This is a genomic window from Actinosynnema sp. NPDC050801 (genome assembly GCF_040673975.1).
Classification (GTDB): Bacteria; Actinomycetota; Actinomycetes; order Mycobacteriales; family Pseudonocardiaceae; genus Actinosynnema.
Genome location: NZ_JBFAQZ010000004.1, coordinates 219,578 through 239,188, shown reverse-complemented (window position 1 = coordinate 239,188; position 19,611 = coordinate 219,578). Strand labels below are relative to the sequence as shown.

Here is a 19,611-nt window from a genome sequence, read left to right as displayed (position 1 = left end):
CGCCGTCGAGTGGTGGGTGACGAACGGGCCCAAGATCGCCGAGGGCGCGTTGCGGATCGCGTTGACGCTGGTCATCGCCGTGGTGATCCGGTTCCTGCTCCGCCGGCTGATCGACCGGATGACCCGCGGCAACGGCGGCCGGAAGCCGAAGCTGCTCAAGCCGCTGAGGGAGCGTGCTCCCCAGGCGCTGGGCGCGCTGGTCTCCGAACGGCGCGAGCAGCGGGCCAAGACCATCGGCTCGGTGCTCAAGTCGATCGTCACGATCATCGTGTTCGGCGTGGCGTTCATCCAGATCCTCACCGAGCTGGGCATGAACCCGGCGCCCATCCTCACGTCGGCGGGCATCCTCGGCGTCGCCATCGGTTTCGGCGCGCAGAACCTGGTCAAGGACTTCCTGTCCGGCATGTTCATGATGCTGGAGGACCAGTACGGCGTCGGCGACGTGGTCGACCTGGGTCCGGCGACCGGCACGGTCGAGGCGGTGGCGCTGCGCATCACCACGATCCGCGACACCAACGGCACCGTCTGGTACGTCCGCAACGGCGAGATCCTGCGCGTCGGCAACTCGTCGCAGGGCTTCGCGGTGGCCGTGGTCGACCTGCCGCTCGGGTACGGCGCGAACCTGGCCTCGGCGACCGAGGTGCTGACCAAGGCCGTCGTCGACGCCACCGACGAGGAGCTCCTGGCCAAGGACGTCATCGACAAGCCGCAGGTGCTCGGCGTGGAGAAGGTCACGCCCGAGGGCATCACCATGCGGGTGACGGTGAAGGTCCGGCCGGGCCGCCAGTGGGCCGTGCAGCGCGCGTTGCGGGCCAAGCTGATGCCCGCGCTGGACGAGGCCGGGATCTCGCTCAAGTCCTCCTGAGCCGTGTGGTCGGGCCGGAGCCCGTGCTCCGGCCCGACCACCCCCGTCAGGCCGCGCGCAACGCGGCGAGCGTGTCGGCCAGCCGCCGTGCGTCCTTCGAGCGGGCGGAGTCGGCCTCGGCCCGCCGGCGGACGACCTCGATCCGGTCGAAGGTGCGGGTCGAGCTGATCCGCCCGGCCGGGCCCAGCACCGTGGTCGCCAGGCGGTCGGCCTCGGCGTGCTCGCCCTGCAGGACGCGGACCCCGACCAGCGAGATGACGTCGAACAGGTTCGACCGCCGGTAGGTGTCGCGGCGCAGCCGGAGCGCCTCGGCGAGGTGCGGTTCCGCCTTCCGCTCCGCGCCCGGCCGGTGCTCGGCCGCGGTCCGGTACGACAGGGCCGCCATCCCCTCCAGCCCCGCTCGGTCGAAGTAGGACAGCCACCCGGGCGTCTCGCCGTGCCCGGCTCGGGAGAAGAGCTGTTCCGCGGTCCCGACCGCGCGGTCCACGGCCTGGAGGTCGCCCAGGGCCGCGTGCGCCCACGACTCGCAGGTCACGAGCATCGCCGACGCCATCGGTCCGAGCCTGCTCCCCGAGCCCCGCCGGGCGAGCGCGACCAGGGAGAGGGCTTCGCGCGGCCGGCCCACGTGCACCATCTGGCGAGCCATCCGGGACAGCACCTCGACGCCCAGCCCGGTGTCCCGCGCCCGCTTCGCGCAGTGCAGGGCGAGGGTGAAGTACTTCTGCGCGGTCGCCTGGAGGCCCACGTCGTGCGACATCCAGCCGGCCAGCCTGGCGAGGTCCGCGGTCGAGCGGAACAGGCGTCGGCCGATCGGGTCGGGGTAGCCGTGGTCGAGCAGGTCGGTCATCGCCTTGAGCTGCCCCACCACCGCCTCGCGGTAGAGGCCGCCGCCGCGCTGGGCGTCCCAGGCCCAGAACGTCCTGGTCGCGGCCTCGATCTCGGCGATCTCGGCCGTGCCGATGCGTCCCGGGCCCAGTGACGGCGGCGGCCCGGACCCGTCGGGCGCGAGCCACCCGGCCAGCCTGCCCTCCAGGACCGCGCCCGTGGCCAGGGCGGCGGTCGCGCCCAGCACATCCCTGCGTTTGATCATCAGATCGCTCCTGGTGAAGTCCTGCAACGTCGTGACCAGCGCCCGGTGGTCCCACGAGACCTGCTCGCCCGCCGGCGGCGCGGCCAGCCCCAGGTCGGCCGGCGTGAGCGGCCGGCCCAACCGGTCCGCGAACAGCGCCGCCAGCAGCTCGGGCACCGGGTGCCGCGGCCGCTCGCCCTCCAGCCACCGCCGCACCCGGGAGCTGTCCGGCGCGATGTTGTGGCCCCTGGCCTGGCCGAGCCGCCCGACCGCGCGCGCCAGTTCGAGCTGCGTCCACCCGCCCTGCCGGAACCAGTGCCGCAGCGCGTGGTTGGCATCGCCCATGTCGTGTCCTCCTCGCGGCAGGGGATGTCGGCGTCAGGATGCGGTGCCGCGTGGGACGTCCACCACGGATCCGCGCGGTGCGCCGGCTGTTCGCCAACCCCCGCGGGGGCGAAGGTGGTGCGGCGTGGGACGCCCGCGGGTGGCTGAGGCAGGATGGAGGGGTGACCACTCCTGCGGAGAACTTCTACGAAGCAGTGGGCGGGTACGAGACGTTCCACAAGATCGTCGCGCGCTTCTACGAGGAAGTGGCCAAGGATCCCGTCCTGCGTCCGATGTACCCCGAGGAAGACCTCGGCCCCGCCGAGGAGCGCTTCCGCCTGTTCCTCATGCAGTACTGGGGCGGCCCGCACACGTACTCCGACAACCGCGGTCATCCACGGTTGCGGATGCGTCACGCTCCGTTCGTGATCGGTCCCGTGGAGCGGGACGCCTGGTTGCGCTGCATCGAGGTCGGTGTCGACTCGGTGGACCTCTCGCCCGAGCACCGCAAGCAGCTCTGGGCGTACCTGGAGATGGCGGCCAACAGCATGATGAACGCCTGGGTGTGATTCTTGATCGCCCGAACGGGGTCGTGGTGTCGGTCGCGAATGGCAGGATGACTCCTCGTGCGACGATCCTCCGATCTACAACCAGAGATCGCCGACGAGTCCGCCTGGTGGCGTGACGCCGTCTTCTACCAGGTCTACGTCCGATCCTTCGCCGACGCGAACGGTGACGGCGTGGGCGACCTCGACGGTATCCGCTCCCGGCTCGGCTACCTCGAACTGCTCGGCGTGGACGCCCTGTGGCTCACGCCGTTCTTCACCTCGCCCATGGCCGACCACGGCTACGACGTGGCCGACCCCCGTGACGTCGACCCGCTGTTCGGCGACCTGGCGGCGTTCGACCGGCTGGTCGCCGAGGCGCACGAGCACAACCTGCGCGTCACCATCGACCTCGTCCCCAACCACACCAGCGACCGGCACGCCTGGTTCCAGGCCGCGCTGCGGGCCGGGCCGGGCTCGGTCGAACGGGACCGGTTCATCTTCCGCGACGGTGGCGGGTTCGACGGCTCCGTGCCGCCGAACAACTGGCCGAGCCAGTTCGGCGGGCCGGCGTGGACCCGGGTGCCGGACGGGCAGTGGTACCTGCACCTGTTCGCGCCCGAGCAACCCGACCTGAACTGGGACAACCCCGAGGTCTCCGCCGACCTGGCGCACACGCTGCGGTTCTGGCTGGACCGCAGGGTGGACGGGTTCCGGATCGACGTCGCCCACGGCATGGCCAAGCCCTACGGGCTGCCGGACATCGACCCGCGGGCCCAGCTGGGCGCGGGCGTCATGCACGACAACTCGTTGGACCCCCGGTTCGACAACGACGGGGTGCACGAGGTGCACCGGATGATCCGCAAGGTCGTCGACGAGTACCCGGGCCGGATGGCCGTCGGCGAGATCTGGGTCTCCGACGACGAGCGGTTCGCCCGGTACGTGCGGCCCGACGAGCTGCACCTCGGGTTCAACTTCCGGCTGGTCGAGGCGCCGTTCGACGCGGATCGCGTGCGCACGGCCATCGAGCACTCGCTCGGCGCGGTCCGCGGTCTGGACACGCCCGCGACCTGGACGTTGTCCAACCACGACGTGACCCGGCACGTGACCCGGTACGGCGGTGGTGAGCTCGGTGCGCGGCGGGCGCGGGCGATGACGCTGGTGGAGCTGGCGCTGCCCGGCGTGGTCTACCTGTACAACGGCGAGGAGCTGGGCCTGCCGGACGTCGAGCTGCCGGAGTGGGCGTTGCAGGACCCGATCTGGTTGCGGTCCGGGCACACCGACCGCGGTCGGGACGGGTGCCGCGTGCCGCTGCCGTGGGAGGGCGACACCCCGCCGTTCGGGTTCTCGCAGGCGGTGACGACGTGGCTGCCGCAGCCGAACGAGTGGGCGGGGCTGACCGCCGAGTCGCAGCTGGAAGACCCCGACTCGATGCTCTCGTTCTACCGGCAGGCCCTTGAGCTGCGGAAGTCGCACGGGGCTTTCTCCGGTGACGAGCTGGAGTGGTACGGCGCGCCGCCCGGGTGCTTCGCGTTCCGGCGCAAGGGTGGCGGGCTGATCTGCGCGCTCAACACCTCCGGCGGCCCGGTGCCGCTGCCGCCCGGCGAGGTGCTGCTGGCCAGCGGACCGATGGACGGCAACCAACTGCCGCCCGACACGGCCGTCTGGCTGGTCTGACCGACCTGGCGGGCCTCGCCGTCGCGGCGGCTACCTCGGCCGGCCCGGCTCGTCTCGGCGATCCGGTCGGCCTCGCCGTCGTGGCGGCCACACCGGCTCTGCCGGTCCGACCGACCTGGCGGGCCTCGCCGCTCGGCCGGCTCGTCCGACCGACCTGGCCGGCCGGACCGATGTCGCTGGTCCGACCGGCTCGGCCGATCCGCCCGATCCGACCGGCGCGGCTGGTCCGACCGACCCGGCCGATCCGACCGATGTAGCTGGCCCGACCGACCCGGCGGGTCGGACCGATCCGACCGGCCTGACCGATGTGGGGGAGGTGCGGACCCCTCGACCGCGCCTCCCCACCGCTTTCGCGTGGTGGAATCATCTGCGCGGTGCCTGAAAGAAATCTAAAAGCCCCGGTCAAGCGATGGCGTGGGAGGTGCCCAGCGCCGGTCGGGACGGCTCGCTCGCCTCGCGGCAGCCGTGCGCGCGGAAGATCCCATCGGCTTCCCGCCAGGCCGCTTCGGCGGCTTCCGGCTCGCCCGACGCGGCCAGGGCGGCGGCCAGGTCCCGCAGCGTCCGAGCCCGCCACACCGGCAGCGACAACGACTCCCACCAGTGCAGGGAGCGGTCCAGGTAGCGGCGGGCCGCCTCGGGCCGCCCGCCCGCCAGCTCCAGCTCGCCGAGGGTGCGCAGCACGAGTGCCTGACCGAAGCGGTCCTGCATCTCGTTGCACGTGCTGAGGCATTCGAGCAGGTCGCTGCGCACGGCGTCGCCGCGGCCCTGGCGGATGCGGACCTTGGCCAAGGCCTGGACGGCGTAGGCCGACATCAGCCGGTCGCCCAGGGTCCGCAGGATCTCCACGGCGCGTGCGGCGTACTCGGCCGCGAGGTCCCAGCGCTCGGCGGCGCGGTGCACGGTGCTCATCGAACGCACGGCGATCCCCTCACCGCGGCGGTCGCCGGCGGCGCGGTAGGCGCGCACGGTCTGCTCGCACGCCTCCAGCGCCAAGTCCAGGTGACCCTGTTCGGTCAGCACCCGTCCCAGCTCGTGCGACGCCTGGGCGACCAGGCGCTTCTCGCCCAGCTCCCGCAGCGCCGGCAGGGCCAGGTCGAGCATCTCGGTGGCCTCGGTCAGCTCGCCGTGCTCGCGCAGGACCGCGCTCAGCGCGAGCCGGGTCGAGGCCTCGCCCCGGACGTCCCCGGTCTCCCGGTAGGCCTCCAGCGCCTGCCCGTAGTACGACGCGGCCTCCTCGAACCGGTCCTGCTCGTGGCGCAGCCACCCCAGCGCCGACAGCGGCCGCGCCTCACCGGCCCGGTCGCCCACGCGGCGGGCCGCCTCCAACGCCGCCGAGTGCGTGCGCCACCACTGGTCGAACAGGTCGCGCACGGAGAACCGCGAGGAGCACAGGGCGGCGAGCCTGGTCGCCCCGTCGGTCAGGTCGAGCTCGCTCACCCGTTCCACCACGCCGACCAGGCCCGCCTGCTCGGCGTCGAACCGCGCCTCGGGGTCGGCGATGATCTCGGCCGCCGCGTCCGGGTCGAAGTGGGGGTGGTCGGTGGTGGTGCGGTCCCGGTTGCCGTCGAGCGCGGTGTGCGGGACGCGGCTTTTCGCGAGGTCGAGTAGGGCCAGCCAGGTGCGGGCGGCATGGGCGCAGGCAGTCCTGACGGCGGTCTCGAACTGCTCGGCTTCACCGCGTTCACGGGCGAACGCCCTGGTCAGGTCGTGCATGCGGTAGCGCAGCGTGGCGCCGCCGTCGGTGGTGGCGAGGTCGAGCAGCCGTGAGTCGACCAGGCGCTCCACGACCTCCTCCGCCTCGCGGGGGTCGGAGTCGAGCAGGGGCGCGACCAGCCAGCCACCGAAGGTGGCGACGTCCAAGACCGCCAGCCTGCGCAACGCCGCGCGTTCCCGTTCGGCCAACCCGTCGTAGCTCAACGCGAGGCTGCCGCGCACCTCAAGGTCACCGACGGCGAGCTCTTGCAGCACGCGGCGCTTCACGCCGAGGCGTTCGGCGAGGCGGGCGAGCCGCCACTGCGGGCGGGCGGCCAGGCGGGCGCCGGCGATGCGCAGCGCGAGCGGCAGCCGGCCGCAGAGCCGGACGATGTCCTCGGCGGCCTTGGATTCGGCGGCCACCCGGCCGTCGCCGACGACCCGGTCGAGCAGTTCCAGCGCTTCGGCATCCCGCATCACGCCCAGCTCGAGGTGGGCCGCGCCGCTGAGCGCCCCGAGGCGTTCCCGGCTCGTGGTCAGCACGGCGCAGGTCGTGCCGCCGGGCAGCAGCGGCCGGATCTGCCGTTCGTCGCGGACGTCGTCCAGCACGACCAGCACCCGGCGGTCGGCTAACAGGGTGCGGTAGAGCTGGGCGCGTTCCTCCAGGTCGGCCGGGATGACCTCCCTCGACACGCCCAGGGCGCGCAGGAACCCGGCGAGCACCTCGGCCGGGTCGGCCGGCACGGGGTGCACGCCGCGCAGGTTCGCGTACAGCTGGCCGTCGGTGAAGTGCCCGCGCATCGCGTGCGCGACGTGCGCCGCGAGGGTCGACTTGCCGGCGCCCGGCTGGCCGGAGATCGCGCACACGCGCATCGCGCCGCGGCCCGTGGTCAGGTGCGCCACCAGGCGGTCGTGCTCGGGCATCCGGCCGGTGAAGTCGGCGACGTCGAACGGCAGCTGGCTGGGCGGCGGGCCGGCCTCGGGGGTGCTGCGCGCCTCCGGGGTGGTCGGGCCGCGCAGGACGCGCTCGTGCGTGGACCGCAGCTCCAGGCCCGGTTCCAGGCCCAGCTCGTCGAGCAGGACGCGCCTGCCCTCCTGGTAGGCGGCCAACGCCTCGGCCCGCCTGCCCGCCTGGCTCAGGGCGAGCATGAGCTGGCTGCGCAACCGTTCCCGCAGCGGGTGCTCGGCCACGGCCGCGGTCAGCTCGGAAACCAGCGCCTCACCCCGGCCCAGGGCCAGGTCGGCGTCGAACCGGTCCTCCAGCGCGCCCGAGCGCAGCTCTTCGAGCCGGGACCGCTCGCCTTCGGCCCACGCGCCCTGGGCACCGCCCAACGGCACGCCGCGCCACACGTCCAGGGCGGCGGCGAACCGCGCCGCGGCGCCCTCGAGATCGTTCTCGGCCAGCGAGCGGCGACCCTCGTCCACCCGGGCCGTGAAGACGTGCAGGTCGACCTGGTCCGGTTCGGCCGACAACAGGTAGCCGCCACCGGACCTGACCAGCACGTCACCCAGCTCGCGGCGCAGCGTCGACACGTAGGTGTAGATGGCCGAACGGGAGCCGCCGGGTGGCCGCTCCCCCCATAACGCATCGACCAGCTGCTCCACCGCCACCACGCGGCCGACGTTGACCGCGAGCAGCGCCAACAGCGTCCTCGGCTTCGGCCCACCCACCTCGACCGGACCACCCTCGACGCGGGCCTGCACCGGCCCCAGCACCCTGAATTCCATCGCCGGACCCCCCTGCTCTCCCAAACCAGGGTAGCCGGCTCGTCCGACACGGGAACCCGATCGAACGAATGATCCGCCGCGTCAGACGAGCAGGGGCAGCATGGAATGACGGCGACGGACGACCGCGCCGAACCGGGCGTCGATGCGCAGCCACGAGTCCGTGGCGGTGATGCGGACGTCGTCACCGCCGAGGAAACCCATGCCCGAGAGCGCGAAGAGGCACCGCATCGGCACCTTCACGTCCAGCCCGGAACCACTGACCGTGATGACCGTCTGGTCCAGCAGCGACGCGGGCGGCGTGCCGCGCGGGCCCGCGTTCTCCCGCGCCACCTCCACGCCCTTCTCCGCCAGCTCCGACACCACGCTGCCGGGCAGCCGGTCCACCGGCAGCCAGCCCGCCGAGGGCGGCAGCGCCGAGCGCCACATCATGTCCCGGGCGGGGCCGGGGTCGACGGTCTCGCTGCGCACCACGGCCAGGCCGGTGAGCAGGTCGGTGCCGGACACGGTGCTGTCCTGCGGCGTCAGCTTTCCGGCCACGGTGCGGGTGGCCAGGGTGTCGAACGGGGTCGCCACCCACGCGTCGACCAGGTCGCCGGACGGTCGGTTGCGCAGCCGCACCACCGCCTGGGCGTCGAGGCGGACGGCACGGGCGACGAACGCGCCGAGGTCGTCCCGCTCCGCGGGGTCGGCGAGGACCAGCTCAGGCACCATTACCTCCGGCTCGCCAGCCCGCGAGGAAGTCGCGCTCGGCTTCGAGGAGACGGCGCGGACGTCCGGCCGTCAAGTTGTAGGGGACCATGAGGGTTTCCGCCGTCGTGACGACCGCGCTGCCCTCCTGGCGACCGCCGCGCACCGAGTAGTCCAGCGTGAACGACGCGGACTTCAGCTCCCGCACGGACAGCTCCACCACGACGTCGTCACCGGTGAACACCAGCGGCGCGAGGTAGTCCACCACCAGCCGGGCCACGACCATGCCGTGCGACATCTCCGGCACGCCGTGCCTGGCGGCCTCGGTGAACAGCAGGTCGATCCGCGCCTCTTCCAGCAAGGTCACCGTGTTGGCGTGGTTGACGTGGCCGAACGCGTCCATGTCCGACCAGCGCGGGCGCACACCCGTGACGAACACACCCAACTTGAACGCGCCTCCCGGTGTCGATGCGTGGCAGTGACCCTATCCACGTGCTACACCCAGGTTAAGCGCGCCTCCAGCTCCAGGAATCGACCCAGGTCAGCGATCTCGTCGGCGATGTCGGGACGATCACCGAACGGGCGAACGGCGATCCGCGCGCCGTCCCGCCGCCAGACCGCGACCACCCGTCCGCCGACCACGACGTGCGGGGTGAGGAAGCCGCCGCCGGTCTGCACGAGCGGCACGTGCTCGGGCGCCAGCGCGGCGGAGCGGTCGCGGTAGCCGAGCAGGTAGGTGTCGAAGTGGCCGAGCATCCGGACCGTGTCGTCGTCGGGCCCGGCCGGTTCGTCGTCCACCTCGGGCAGGTCCTTGAGCCGCCGCTTGGGCAGGCCGCTCCAGGCGGCGAAGTCGTCCGGCGTCGCCGGGCCGTAGGCGCGTCGGTACCGCCGCCACAGCTCGTCCACGCCCTTGGGCTCGCAGGTGATGTCCAGCAGCCGGTAGGTGTCGTCGAGCCCGCGGCACAGCACGCCGGAGTTCGCGGCGAACGCCAGCAGGTGCGCCGGCGCCTGCGACCTCGGGTCGAGCGGGAGGCCGACCTCGGCCAGGCGGTGCACGAGCTCGGCGCGTTCCAGCGGCTCGGTCAGGACTTCGCGGAGCGCGGGTAGCGCGCGCTCGCACACCTCGTCGGTGAGGCCGAGTTGTTCGCGGCGACGTCGTCCGACGGCGATGAACGTCGGCCCGAGGAGGGGCACGACCCACAGGTCCCGTTCGTGGAGCAGGTGGAGGGTGCCGCGCATGGCCCAGGTGCGCACCAGTGGGCCGTCGAGGGACCGCACGCCACGGGCGCGCGCCGCGAGCCGTGCCGCCGGGACGTCCTGGGCTTGCAGGGCGAAGACGGAGTCCAGCAGGTCCGCCACGTCGGTCGCGGGGTGCGAGAGCCGTTGAGCCCTCATCCGCCGGGCGAGCACTCGCGGGACGGGCGGGGTCACCTGGGTCGGGCGCCGGTCGAGCCGCGCACCACGAGCTCCGGCTGGAACACGAACTCCGCGTGCGTGGCCGAGAAGGAGCTCCTCAGCGTGCCGCCGATCTCCTCCAGCAACGCGTGCACGGCCGCCTGGCCCATGGCCTCGACCGGCTGGCGGATCGTGGTCAACGGCGGGTCGGCGAACACGATCAGCGGCGAGTCGTCGAAGCCGACCACGGAGACGTCGCGCGGCACGCTCAGGCCGCGGTGGCGGGCCGCGCGGATCGCGCCGAACGCCATCAGGTCGCTGCCGCACACGATCGCCGTGCAGCCGCGGTCGAGCAGGGCGTTGGCCGCCGCCTGGCCGCCCTCGACCGTGAACAGGGAGTGCTCGACCAGGTCGGAGGCCTGCGGGCGGACGAGCGTGAAGCCCTCCACCATGCGTTGCGCGGGCACGAACCGCGGTGGGCCGACGGCCAACCCGATCACCTCGTGCCCGAGTTCGACCAGGTGCGACACGGCGAGCCGGACGGCCGCCCGGTTGTCCACCGACACGAACGGGGCGGACACCTTGTCGGTGTACCCGTTGATCATCACGAACGGCACGCCGCGCCCGGCCAGCTTGACGTACCGGTCCTTGTCGGCGGTCGTGTCGGCGTGCAGCCCGGACACGAACACGATCCCGGTGACGCCGCGGTCGACCAGCATCTCGGTCAGCTGGTCCTCGGTGGAGCCGCCGGGCGTCTGCGTGCACAGCACCGGCGTGTAGCCGTCCCTGGTCAGCACCTGCTCGATGACCTGCGCCAACGCCGGGAAGATCGGGTTGTTCAACTCGGGGGTGATCAACCCGATCAACCCGGCGCTGCGCTGGCGGAGCCTGGGCGGGCGCTCGTAGCCGAGGACGTCCATCGCGGCGACCACGGCCTGGCGGGTGGCGGCGGAGACGCCGGGCTTGCCGTTGACCACCCGGCTGACCGTCGCCTCGCTCACGCCTGCCTGGGTCGCGATGTCACTGAGCCGCGCTGTCACACCGGGTGACTCTACGGGCGGGACAGCCACACAGTCGTGTCCGGCGGCACCAGGACGTCCCCGTCCTCGGTCGCGAACCCACCCGAGGCGAGCACCACCCGGCCGTCGACGGGCAGCCGTGCCACGTCCGGGCCGAAGTTCACCACGCAGGTGAACGCGCCGCGGCGGAACGACAGCACGCCCTCGGGCACGTCCAGCCACTCCACGGTGGAGCCCGCGCCGAGGTCGGGGTGCTCCCGTCGCACGCGCAGCGCGCCGCGGTAGAGCTCCAGCACCGAGTTCGGGTCGCCGGTCTGGCTCTCGACGCTCAGCCCTGCCCAGTCCGCCGGCTGCGGCAGCCACGAGCCGCCGTCGCCGAAGCCGAACGACGGGCCGTCCGGCGTCCACGGGATCGGCACGCGGCAGCCGTCCCGGCCGCGGTCGGTGTGGCCGGACCGCTCCCACACCGGGTCCTGGAGCACGTCCTCGGGCAGGTCCAGGACCTCGGGCAGGCCCAGTTCCTCGCCCTGGTAGACGTACGCGCTGCCGGGCAGCGCCAGCATCAGCAACGCGGCGGCGCGTGCCCTGGCCACGCCGCCGTACCGCGTCACGTGCCGCCGCACGTCGTGGTTGGACAGCACCCACGTGGTCGGCGCGGCCACCGGCGCCATCGCGGCCAGCGAGTCGTCGATGACCTGCTTGAGGTCGGCGGCGTGCCACTCGGCGGTCAGGTAGTGGAAGTTGAACGCCTGGTGCAGCTCGTCGGCGCGCAGGTAGCGGGCGGTGCGCTCGGGGCTGGGGGTCCACGCCTCGGCCACGCCGATCCGGTTGCCCGGGTAGGAGTCGAGCACCTTGCGCCAGTCGCGGTAGATCTCGTGCACGCCGTCCTGGTCGAAGAACGGCAGCGCCTCGGTGCCCAGCAGCTTGAGGTGGCCGGGCGTGCCCACGTCGGGCAGGCCGTCGGCCTTGACCATGCCGTGCGCGACGTCGATGCGGAAGCCGTCCACGCCGAGGTCCAGCCAGAAGCGCAGCACGTCGAGGAACTCGTCGCGCACCTCCGGCTGGTCCCAGTTCAGGTCCGGCTGCTCGGGCGCGAACAGGTGCAGGTACCACTGGCCGTCGGGGACCTGCGTCCACGCGGGGCCGCCGAAGACGGACTCCCAGTCGTTCGGCGGCAGCTCGCCGCGGCCGTCGCGGAAGTGGTAACGGGCGCGTTCCGGCGAGCCGGGCGCGGCCTTGAGGGCCTGCCGGAACCACGCGTGCCGGTCGCTGGTGTGGTTGGGGACCAGGTCGACGATCACCCGGATGCCCAGCTCGTGCGCGTCCCGGACCAGCGCCTCGGCGTCGTCGTTGGAGCCGAACAGCGGGTCGACGGTCCGGTAGTCGGCCACGTCGTAGCCGCCGTCGGCCATCGGGGACTCGTAGAACGGCGTGATCCAGACCGCGTCCACGCCGAGGTCGGCCAGGTAGGGCAGCCGGGAGCGGATGCCGGGCAGGTCACCGACGCCGTCGCCGTTCGAGTCGGCGAAGCTGCGCACGTAGACCTGGTAGATGACGGCCTCGCGCCACCAGTCCTGCGTCATGGGGTGTCCTTCCGGATGGGTTCCGCCGGAGGGCAATGAAATACTTTGCAAGTGTTTTCAGCAAGTCTCGCAGCTGGTATGACCTAGAGCACATCCCTGCCATCCCTGTCATCCCCTGCCATCCAGGAGACAACGTGGTTTCCGCCAGTCGACGCGCCTTGTGCGCGATAGCCGTCCTGCTGTTCAGCCTTTTGGCGGTTCCGCAAAGTTTTGCGGCGCCGCCGTCCGCGAAGGACGTGACCGCCACCCTGTTCCAGTGGCCGTTCTCTCGGGTCGCCACCGAGTGCACGAACGTGCTCGGGCCCAAGGGCTACGGGTTCGTGGAGGTCTCGCCCGCCACCGAGCACATCCGGGGTTCGCAGTGGTGGACCTCGTACCAGCCCGTCAGCTACCGGATCGCCGGTCGCCTCGGTGACGAGGCCGCGTTCCGCGCCATGGTGAACACCTGCCACGCGGCGGGCGTCAAGGTCATCGCGGACGCGGTGGTCAACCACATGAGCGCCGGGTCGGGCACGGGCACCGGCGGTTCGTCGTACACGAAGTACGGCTACCCCGGCATCTACAGCGACTGGGACTTCCACTCGTGCCGGTCCCACATCAGCGACTACCGCAACCGCGAGAACGTGCAGAACTGCGAACTGGTCGGGCTGTCGGACCTGGACACCGGCAGCGACTACGTGCGCGGTCGGATCGCGACCTACCTCAACCACCTGATCTCGCTCGGGGTGGACGGGTTCCGGGTGGACGCGGCCAAGCACATGCCGGCGGCCGACCTGTCCGCGATCAAGTCCCGGCTGAGCAACCCGAACGTGTACTGGGTGCACGAGGTGATCTACGGCGCCGGTGAGGCCGTGCGGCCCGGCGAGTACACCGGGTCGGGCGACGTGGACGAGTTCCGCTACGCCTACGACATCAAGAGGATCTTCGCCAACGAGAACCTGGCCTACCTGAGCACGTTCGGGCAGTCGTGGGGTTTCCTGCCGAGCGGGCAGGCGCGGGCGTTCGTGGACAACTGGGACACCGAGCGCAACGGGTCGACGTTGACCTACCGCGACGGCTCCACCTACACGTTGGCGAACGTGTTCATGCTGGCCTGGCCCTACGGCTCGCCGAACGTGTACTCGGGGTACGAGTTCTCGGACCACGACGCGGGACCGCCCGGCGGTTCGGAGTGCTACACGTCCGGGTGGAAGTGCCAGCACCGGTGGACGCAGATCGCGTCGATGGTCGGCTTCCGCAACGCCGTGACCGGCACGTCGGTGGGCAACTGGTGGGACAACGGCGGTGACGCGATCGCGTTCGGGCGGGGCAACAAGGGCTTCATCGCGATCAACCGCGAGGCGTCGTCGTTGACGCGGACGTTCCAGACCTCGCTGCCCGCCGGGTCCTACTGCAACGTGCAGAAGGAGGGGTGCGTCGCGGTCGCGGTCGGGTCGAACGGCCAGTTCACCGCGACGTTGGGCGCCGGTGAGGCGTTGGCGCTGCACGTCGGCGCGACCGGGGGCAACCCGCCCGCCGGCGCCGCGTCGTTCGCGGTGAACGCCACGACCTCGGTGGGGCAGAACATCTTCGTGGTCGGCGACCACGCGTCACTGGGCGCGTGGAACCCGGCGAACGCGGTGGCGCTGTCGTCGGCGACCTACCCGGTCTGGCGGGCCTCGGTGCCGCTGCCCGCCGGGACCGCGTTCCAGTACAAGTACCTCCGCAAAGAGGCCGGCGGCGCGGTGACGTGGGAGAGCGGGACCAACCGATCCGCCACGTCACCGGCGGCGCTGAACGACACCTGGCGCAACTGAAACGCCGGGGCGGGTCCGTCCACACGGCCGGGCCCGCCTCGGCGTTCGCTCCGCAGACGATCGGGGGTAAGGCGGAACCCGGGGTGTCGCGGTCCGCGCCGCGACACCCCGGCGACGTCAGCGGATCATGCTGCGGACCTGCCGCGCGGCCACGGACAGGGTGGCCAGGTCGAGCTTGGTGACCCGGTTGATCTCCTCCAACGCGGCCCGCGCCCGGCTCAGGCGCGAGGCGTTGGCCTGCTCCCACTTGGCGATCTTCTCGTCCGCACCGTCGCCCGGGTCGGCCGACCGCAGCACGTCGATCGTGATCGCCCGCAGCGACGAGTAGAAGTCGTCCCGCAATGCCAGGCGCGCCAGCGAGTGCCAGCGGTTCAGCCGTTCCAGCCCCGACACCGAGCTGAGCATCCGGTCGACGTCGAGGTGGTCGGACAGCGCGAAGTACAGCTCCGCCGTCTCCTCGTGCGTCCGCTCCTGCCCGGTCGCGCCCTCGCCCTCCTCGCGCTCGGCGAGTTCGGCCACCTCGGTCACGTCCAGCAGCCCGTAGGTGAACAGCAGCCCGGCGATCCGCCGCGCCAGCTCCTCCGGCACGCCGTGGCCCACCAGCCGTTCGACGTGCTCCAGCACGGACTCCTTCTCGTGCCCTTGGAGCATGTCGATCGTGCGCGGCGCCAGTTCGGCGACCACCGGGGCGAACCGGCTGATCGTGGACCCGACCGCGAGCGGCTGGGGCCGGTTCGTGAGCAGCCAGCGCGACGCGCGGTCGAGCAGGCGGCGGGTCTCCAGCACCATGTCGTCCTGCACGTCGGTCGGCACGACGGTGTCCAGCGCCCGGATCTCCCGCCACAACGACGGCAGGTCGTAGATCGCCGTCACCACGGTGTAGGCGCGCACCGCGTCCGTCGCCGAAGCGCTGAGCTCCTCGGCCAGGCGGAACGGGTAGGACACCCCGCCGCCGTCCACGACCTCGTTGACCAGCACCGTGGTGATGATCTCGCGGGACAGCGGGTGGCTGCCGACCGCGTCGGCGAACCGCTCCCGCAGCTCGCTCGGGAAGTAGTCGGGCAGCCGGCGGGCCAGCACGTCGATCGTCGGCAGGTCGCTGGCCAGCACCTCCTCCTTCAACGCCAGCTTCACGTGCGCGAGCAGCGTGGCCAGCTCCGGCGAGGTGAGGCCGTCGCCCGCCTTCTCCAGCGCCTTGAACTCCGCCGGGCTGGGCAGCGCCTCCAGCGCCCGGTCGAGCGCGCCGCGCTGCTCCAGGTCGGCGACCAGGCGCGCGTGCACCGACAACATCGGCGCGGCGTGCGCGCGGGAGACGCCGAGCACGGCGTTCTGCGAGTAGTTGTCGGCCAGCACCAGCTCGCCGACCTCGTCGGTCATCTGGCCCAGCAGCTCGTTGCGCTGGTCCTGGTCGAGTCGGCCGTCCCGGACCAGCTCGTCCAGCATGATCTTGATGTTGACCTCGTGGTCGGAGCAGTCCACGCCCGCGGAGTTGTCCAGCGCGTCGGTGTTGACCTTGCCGCCCCGCCCGTCGGGTCCACCGGCACGGGCGAACTCGATCCGGCCGCGTTGGGTCAGGCCCAGGTTGCCGCCCTCGCCGATGACCTTCACCCGCAGGTCCGCGCCGTCGACCCGGATCGCGTCGTTGGCCTTGTCGCCGACCTCGGCGTGCGACTCCGCGCCGGCCTTCACGTAGGTGCCGATGCCGCCGTTCCACAGCAGGTCGACCGGCGCCAGCAGGATCGCCTTCATCAGCTCCTGCGGCGACAGCTTCACCACGCCCTCGGGCAGGCCCAACGCCACCCGCGCCTGCTCGCTGACCGGGATCGACTTGGCCGTGCGCGGCCACACGCCGCCACCCTCGCTGATCAGCGAGCGGTCGTAGTCGTCCCAGGACGAGCGGGGCAGCTCGAACAGCCGCTTGCGCTCGGCGAAGCTCGCGGCGGCGGTGGGGTCCGGGTCGATGAAGACGTGCCGGTGGTCGAACGCGGCCACCAGCCGGATGTGCTCGGACAGGAGCATGCCGTTGCCGAACACGTCACCGGACATGTCGCCGACGCCGACGACGGTGAACTCCTCCGACTGCGTGTCCGTGCCCAGCTCGCGGAAGTGCCGCTTCACGCTCTCCCACGCGCCCTTGGCGGTGATGCCCATGGCCTTGTGGTCGTAGCCGACGGAACCGCCGGACGCGAACGCGTCACCCAGCCAGAAGCCGTAGGACTTCGACACCTCGTTGGCGATGTCGGAGAACGACGCCGTGCCCTTGTCCGCCGCGACCACCAGGTAGGTGTCGTCACCGTCGTGCCGGACGACCTGCGGCGCGGGCAGCACCGTGCCGGCGTTCAGGTTGTCGGTCAGGTCCAGCAGGCCGGAGATGAACTGCCGGTAGCAGGCGATGCCCTCGGCCAGCAGCGCCTCGCGGTCCAGGCCCTGGTCACCGGTCGGGGCCGGCGGCTTCTTCAGCACGAACCCGCCCTTCGCGCCGACCGGCACGATCACCGCGTTCTTCACCGCCTGCGCCTTCACCAGGCCCAGGATCTCGGTGCGGAAGTCCTCGCGCCGGTCGGACCAGCGCAGACCGCCCCGTGCGACCGGGCCGAACCGCAGGTGCACGCCCTCCAGGCGGGGCGAGTACACGAAGATCTCGAACCGCGGCCGCGGCTGCGGCAGGTCCGGGATCGCGCGCGGGTCCAGCTTCACCGCCAGGTACGGGCGCGGGTTGCCGTCGACGTCGCGGACGAAGTAGTTCGTGCGCAGCGTGGCCTGCACCAGCGTGAGCAGGCTGCGCAGGATGCGGTCCGCGTCGAGGCTGGTCACGTCGTCGATCATCGCGGTGATCTCGTCGACCAGGTGCTCGGTGCGGCCCGTGCGCTGCTCGTCGGACAGGCCCGGGTCGAACCGCGCCTCGAACAGCCGCACCAGGGCCGTGGCGACCTCGGTGTGCGCGAGGACGGCGTCCTCGATGTAGTCCTGGCTGTACGGCGTGCCCGCCTGGCGCAGGAACTTGGCGTAGGCGCGCAGCATCGCCGCCTGCTGCCACGTGACGCCCGCCTTGAGCACGAGGGTGTTGAAGCCGTCCACCTCGGCCTCACCGCGCCAGGAGGCGGCGAACGCGTCCTGGAAGCGGGTGCGCACCGACTCCTGGTCCTCGCCGGACAGCTTGTCCAGCGTGACCTGGTCGATGCGCAGGCCGAAGTCGTAGATCCAGCACTCGACGCCGTCGTCGCGGCTCAGCTCGTAGGGCCGCTCGTCCACCACGACCACGCCCATGCGCTGCAACATCGGCAGCACGTCGGACAGCGTCAGCCGGGCGCCGACGAGGAACAGCTTGAACCGCCGTTCACCCGGCTCCACCTCGCGCGGCGCGTAGAAGGCCAGGTCCAGGTCACCGGGGTTGAGCGCCTCGATGCGCCGGAAGTCCGCCAGGCCCTCGGCCGCGGTGAAGTCCTCCTTGTAGGCCTCGGGGAACGCCGCGGCGATCCGCTGGCCCTGCTCCGAGGACGACTCCGCGCCCAGGCCGCTGCCCTGGTCCAGGACCGCCTCGACCATCCGGTCGTCCCAGGAGCGCACCGCCTCGGCCAGCAGCTGCTGGATGTGGGCGGAGTCCGGCTCGGCTTGACGGGTCGGGTCGGTGTGCACGGTGAAGTGCACGCGGGCCAGCGCGGACTCGCCGACGCGGGCGCTGTACTCCAGGTTCACCCCGCCGAGCTGGTCGATCAGCACTTCCTGCATGGCCAGCCGCGACGTCGTCGTGTAGCGGTCGCGCGGCAGGTAGACCAGGCACGAGTAGAAGCGGCCGTACGGGTCGCGGCGCAGGAACAGCCGCAGCCGGCGGCGTTCGGCGAGCGCGATCACGCCCGTGACGGTCTGGTAGAGGGTGTCCGTGTCGACCGAGAACAGCTCGGTGCGGGGGTAGTTCTGGATCACCTCCAGCATCCGCTGACCCGAGTACGAGTGCAGCGGGAAACCGGCGCGGTGGATGACGTCGCGGACCCGGCGCTCGATGGCCGGGATGTCCAGCACGTCCTCGTGCAGGGCGGTGGTGGAGAAGACGCCCAGGAACCGGTGCTCGCCGGTCACGTTGCCCTCGGCGTCGAAGGTCTTCACGCCCACGTAGTACGGGTAGACCGACCGGTGCACGCTCGACTGCGCGCTGGCCTGCGTCAGGACGAGCAGTTCCGATGACAGTGCCTGCGCGCCCGCGTCCGGGCCCGCGGTCAGGCTGCGCGCCGCGAGGCTGTCCTGTCTGAGCACACCGAGACCGCTGGCGAGGACCGCCCGCAGCGCGGGTTCGCCGTCGGTCGCCGGGTCGTCGCGAATCAGCTCGTACTGGCGGTAGCCCAGGAAGGTGAAGTGGTCGCGGGCCAGCCAGCGCAGCAGGTTCGCGCCGTCCCGCACGTCGTGGCCGGGCAGCGGCGGCGGGTCGGACTCCAGCTCCTCGGCCAGGTGCAGGGCCGTGCCGGTCATCTTGTCGGTGTCCTCGACGACCTCGCGGACGTCGTTGAGCACGGCGTGCAGCTTGGTCTCCAGCTCACGCGCCCGGTCGGGGTCGGTGAGGAGGTCGACCTCGATGTGCATCCACGACTCGGCCAGCGCGTCGCCCGGCGGGTCGGCCGGGTCCGCGGTCGGCATGACCTCCTGCAGGGCGCCCGTCACCAGGTCGCGGCGCACCACGACGATCGGGTGCACCACCCGCTGCACCTGCACGCCGCCGCGGGTCAGCTCGGAGGCCACCGAGTCGACCAGGTACGGCATGTCGTCGGTGACCACCTGCACCACCGTGGCCGGGCACGTCCAGCCGTCGTGGGCGGGGGTCGGGTTGAGGATCCGCACCACCGGACGACCTGGTACCCGGGTCTCGGCGAGCTGGTAGTTCGAGCGCACCGCACCCACCAGGTCGACCGGGTCGTCGTCGTTGACTTCCTCGGCGGGCACGTGGCGGTAGTAGAGGCGGATGAGGTCGGCGAGCTCGGGGGCGTTGGCCGCGGCCCGTTCGATCAATTCGTCACGAACCTGTTCGGGACTGGTCGGGCGGGCCGCGCCGTCGTCGCGGGCGGCGAGCTCGGATCGGGACGGGACTCCAGTCGAGGTCATGTTCAGGCGACTCCACGCTATCCGGTACCTCTGTGTACCGGGTCCGCGCACAACTTAACCAGACGCGCGCGAACCCGTTCGTCGCAACCCTGACACTGAATCGAACAACTTGCCGGAAAGTGTCAATTCGCCGCGACACG

At 72.0% G+C, this 19,611-nt stretch carries 12 protein-coding genes; 4 read left to right on the top strand and 8 right to left on the bottom strand.

Annotation, left to right across the window (positions count from 1 at the left end):
* Nucleotides 1-16: 16 nt before the first annotated feature.
* The gene (locus tag AB0K14_RS11515; RefSeq protein WP_360465599.1) at nucleotides 17-865 is read left to right on the top strand and encodes a mechanosensitive ion channel family protein; all 849 of its coding nucleotides are present in this window, start codon (nucleotides 17-19) and stop codon (nucleotides 863-865) included.
* A 46-nt stretch (nucleotides 866-911) separates the two neighbouring features.
* On the opposite strand, the gene AB0K14_RS11510 is transcribed toward AB0K14_RS11515, so the two are convergent.
* Complete coding sequence (locus tag AB0K14_RS11510; protein WP_360452143.1) at nucleotides 912-2,279, bottom strand: hypothetical protein; 1,368 nt, start codon at nucleotides 2,277-2,279, stop codon at nucleotides 912-914.
* A gap of 161 nt (nucleotides 2,280-2,440) precedes the next feature.
* Between AB0K14_RS11510 and AB0K14_RS11505 the strand changes: the two genes are divergently transcribed.
* Together AB0K14_RS11505 and AB0K14_RS11500 are read left to right on the top strand one after the other, a co-directional pair.
* Nucleotides 2,441-2,827 (top strand): globin, encoded by a 387-nt coding sequence (locus tag AB0K14_RS11505; protein ID WP_360452141.1) that lies wholly within the window; start codon nucleotides 2,441-2,443, stop codon nucleotides 2,825-2,827.
* A gap of 57 nt (nucleotides 2,828-2,884) precedes the next feature.
* Entirely contained in the window at nucleotides 2,885-4,480 is a 1,596-nt protein-coding gene (locus AB0K14_RS11500) for a glycoside hydrolase family 13 protein (protein ID WP_360452139.1), read from the top strand.
* Between the two features lie 402 nt (nucleotides 4,481-4,882).
* Here the strand turns inward: AB0K14_RS11500 and AB0K14_RS11495 are convergent, their stop codons facing one another.
* The 6 genes from AB0K14_RS11495 to AB0K14_RS11470 all read right to left on the bottom strand — a co-directional run bounded on the left by AB0K14_RS11495 (nucleotide 4,883) and on the right by AB0K14_RS11470 (nucleotide 12,584).
* Entirely contained in the window at nucleotides 4,883-7,900 is a 3,018-nt protein-coding gene (locus tag AB0K14_RS11495; protein ID WP_360452137.1) for a BTAD domain-containing putative transcriptional regulator, read from the bottom strand.
* Nucleotides 7,901-7,981: 81 nt separating this feature from the next.
* Complete coding sequence (locus tag AB0K14_RS11490; protein WP_360452135.1) at nucleotides 7,982-8,608, bottom strand: hypothetical protein; 627 nt, start codon at nucleotides 8,606-8,608, stop codon at nucleotides 7,982-7,984.
* Nucleotides 8,601-9,032, bottom strand: coding sequence for a thioesterase family protein (locus AB0K14_RS11485; protein WP_360452133.1), 432 nt, complete (start codon nucleotides 9,030-9,032; stop codon nucleotides 8,601-8,603). The genes AB0K14_RS11490 and AB0K14_RS11485 overlap by 8 nt, the downstream gene beginning before the upstream one ends.
* A 50-nt stretch (nucleotides 9,033-9,082) precedes the next feature.
* A complete protein-coding gene (locus AB0K14_RS11480; protein WP_360452131.1) occupies nucleotides 9,083-9,982 on the bottom strand; it encodes a crosslink repair DNA glycosylase YcaQ family protein in 900 nt (299 codons plus the stop codon).
* A 32-nt stretch (nucleotides 9,983-10,014) separates the two neighbouring features.
* Nucleotides 10,015-11,022: a LacI family DNA-binding transcriptional regulator gene (locus AB0K14_RS11475; protein WP_360452129.1), complete on the bottom strand. Its 1,008-nt coding sequence runs from the start codon at nucleotides 11,020-11,022 to the stop codon at nucleotides 10,015-10,017.
* A gap of 11 nt (nucleotides 11,023-11,033) precedes the next feature.
* The gene (locus AB0K14_RS11470; RefSeq protein WP_360452127.1) at nucleotides 11,034-12,584 is read right to left on the bottom strand and encodes a glycoside hydrolase family 13 protein; all 1,551 of its coding nucleotides are present in this window, start codon (nucleotides 12,582-12,584) and stop codon (nucleotides 11,034-11,036) included.
* A 236-nt stretch (nucleotides 12,585-12,820) separates the two neighbouring features.
* Between AB0K14_RS11470 and AB0K14_RS11465 the strand changes: the two genes are divergently transcribed.
* Nucleotides 12,821-14,380: a carbohydrate-binding module family 20 domain-containing protein gene (locus AB0K14_RS11465; protein ID WP_360452125.1), complete on the top strand. Its 1,560-nt coding sequence runs from the start codon at nucleotides 12,821-12,823 to the stop codon at nucleotides 14,378-14,380.
* Between the two features lie 117 nt (nucleotides 14,381-14,497).
* Here AB0K14_RS11465 and AB0K14_RS11460 read toward each other — a convergent pair whose 3' ends face one another.
* Nucleotides 14,498-19,471, bottom strand: coding sequence for an NAD-glutamate dehydrogenase (locus AB0K14_RS11460; RefSeq protein WP_360452123.1), 4,974 nt, complete (start codon nucleotides 19,469-19,471; stop codon nucleotides 14,498-14,500).
* Nucleotides 19,472-19,611 lie beyond the last annotated feature (140 nt).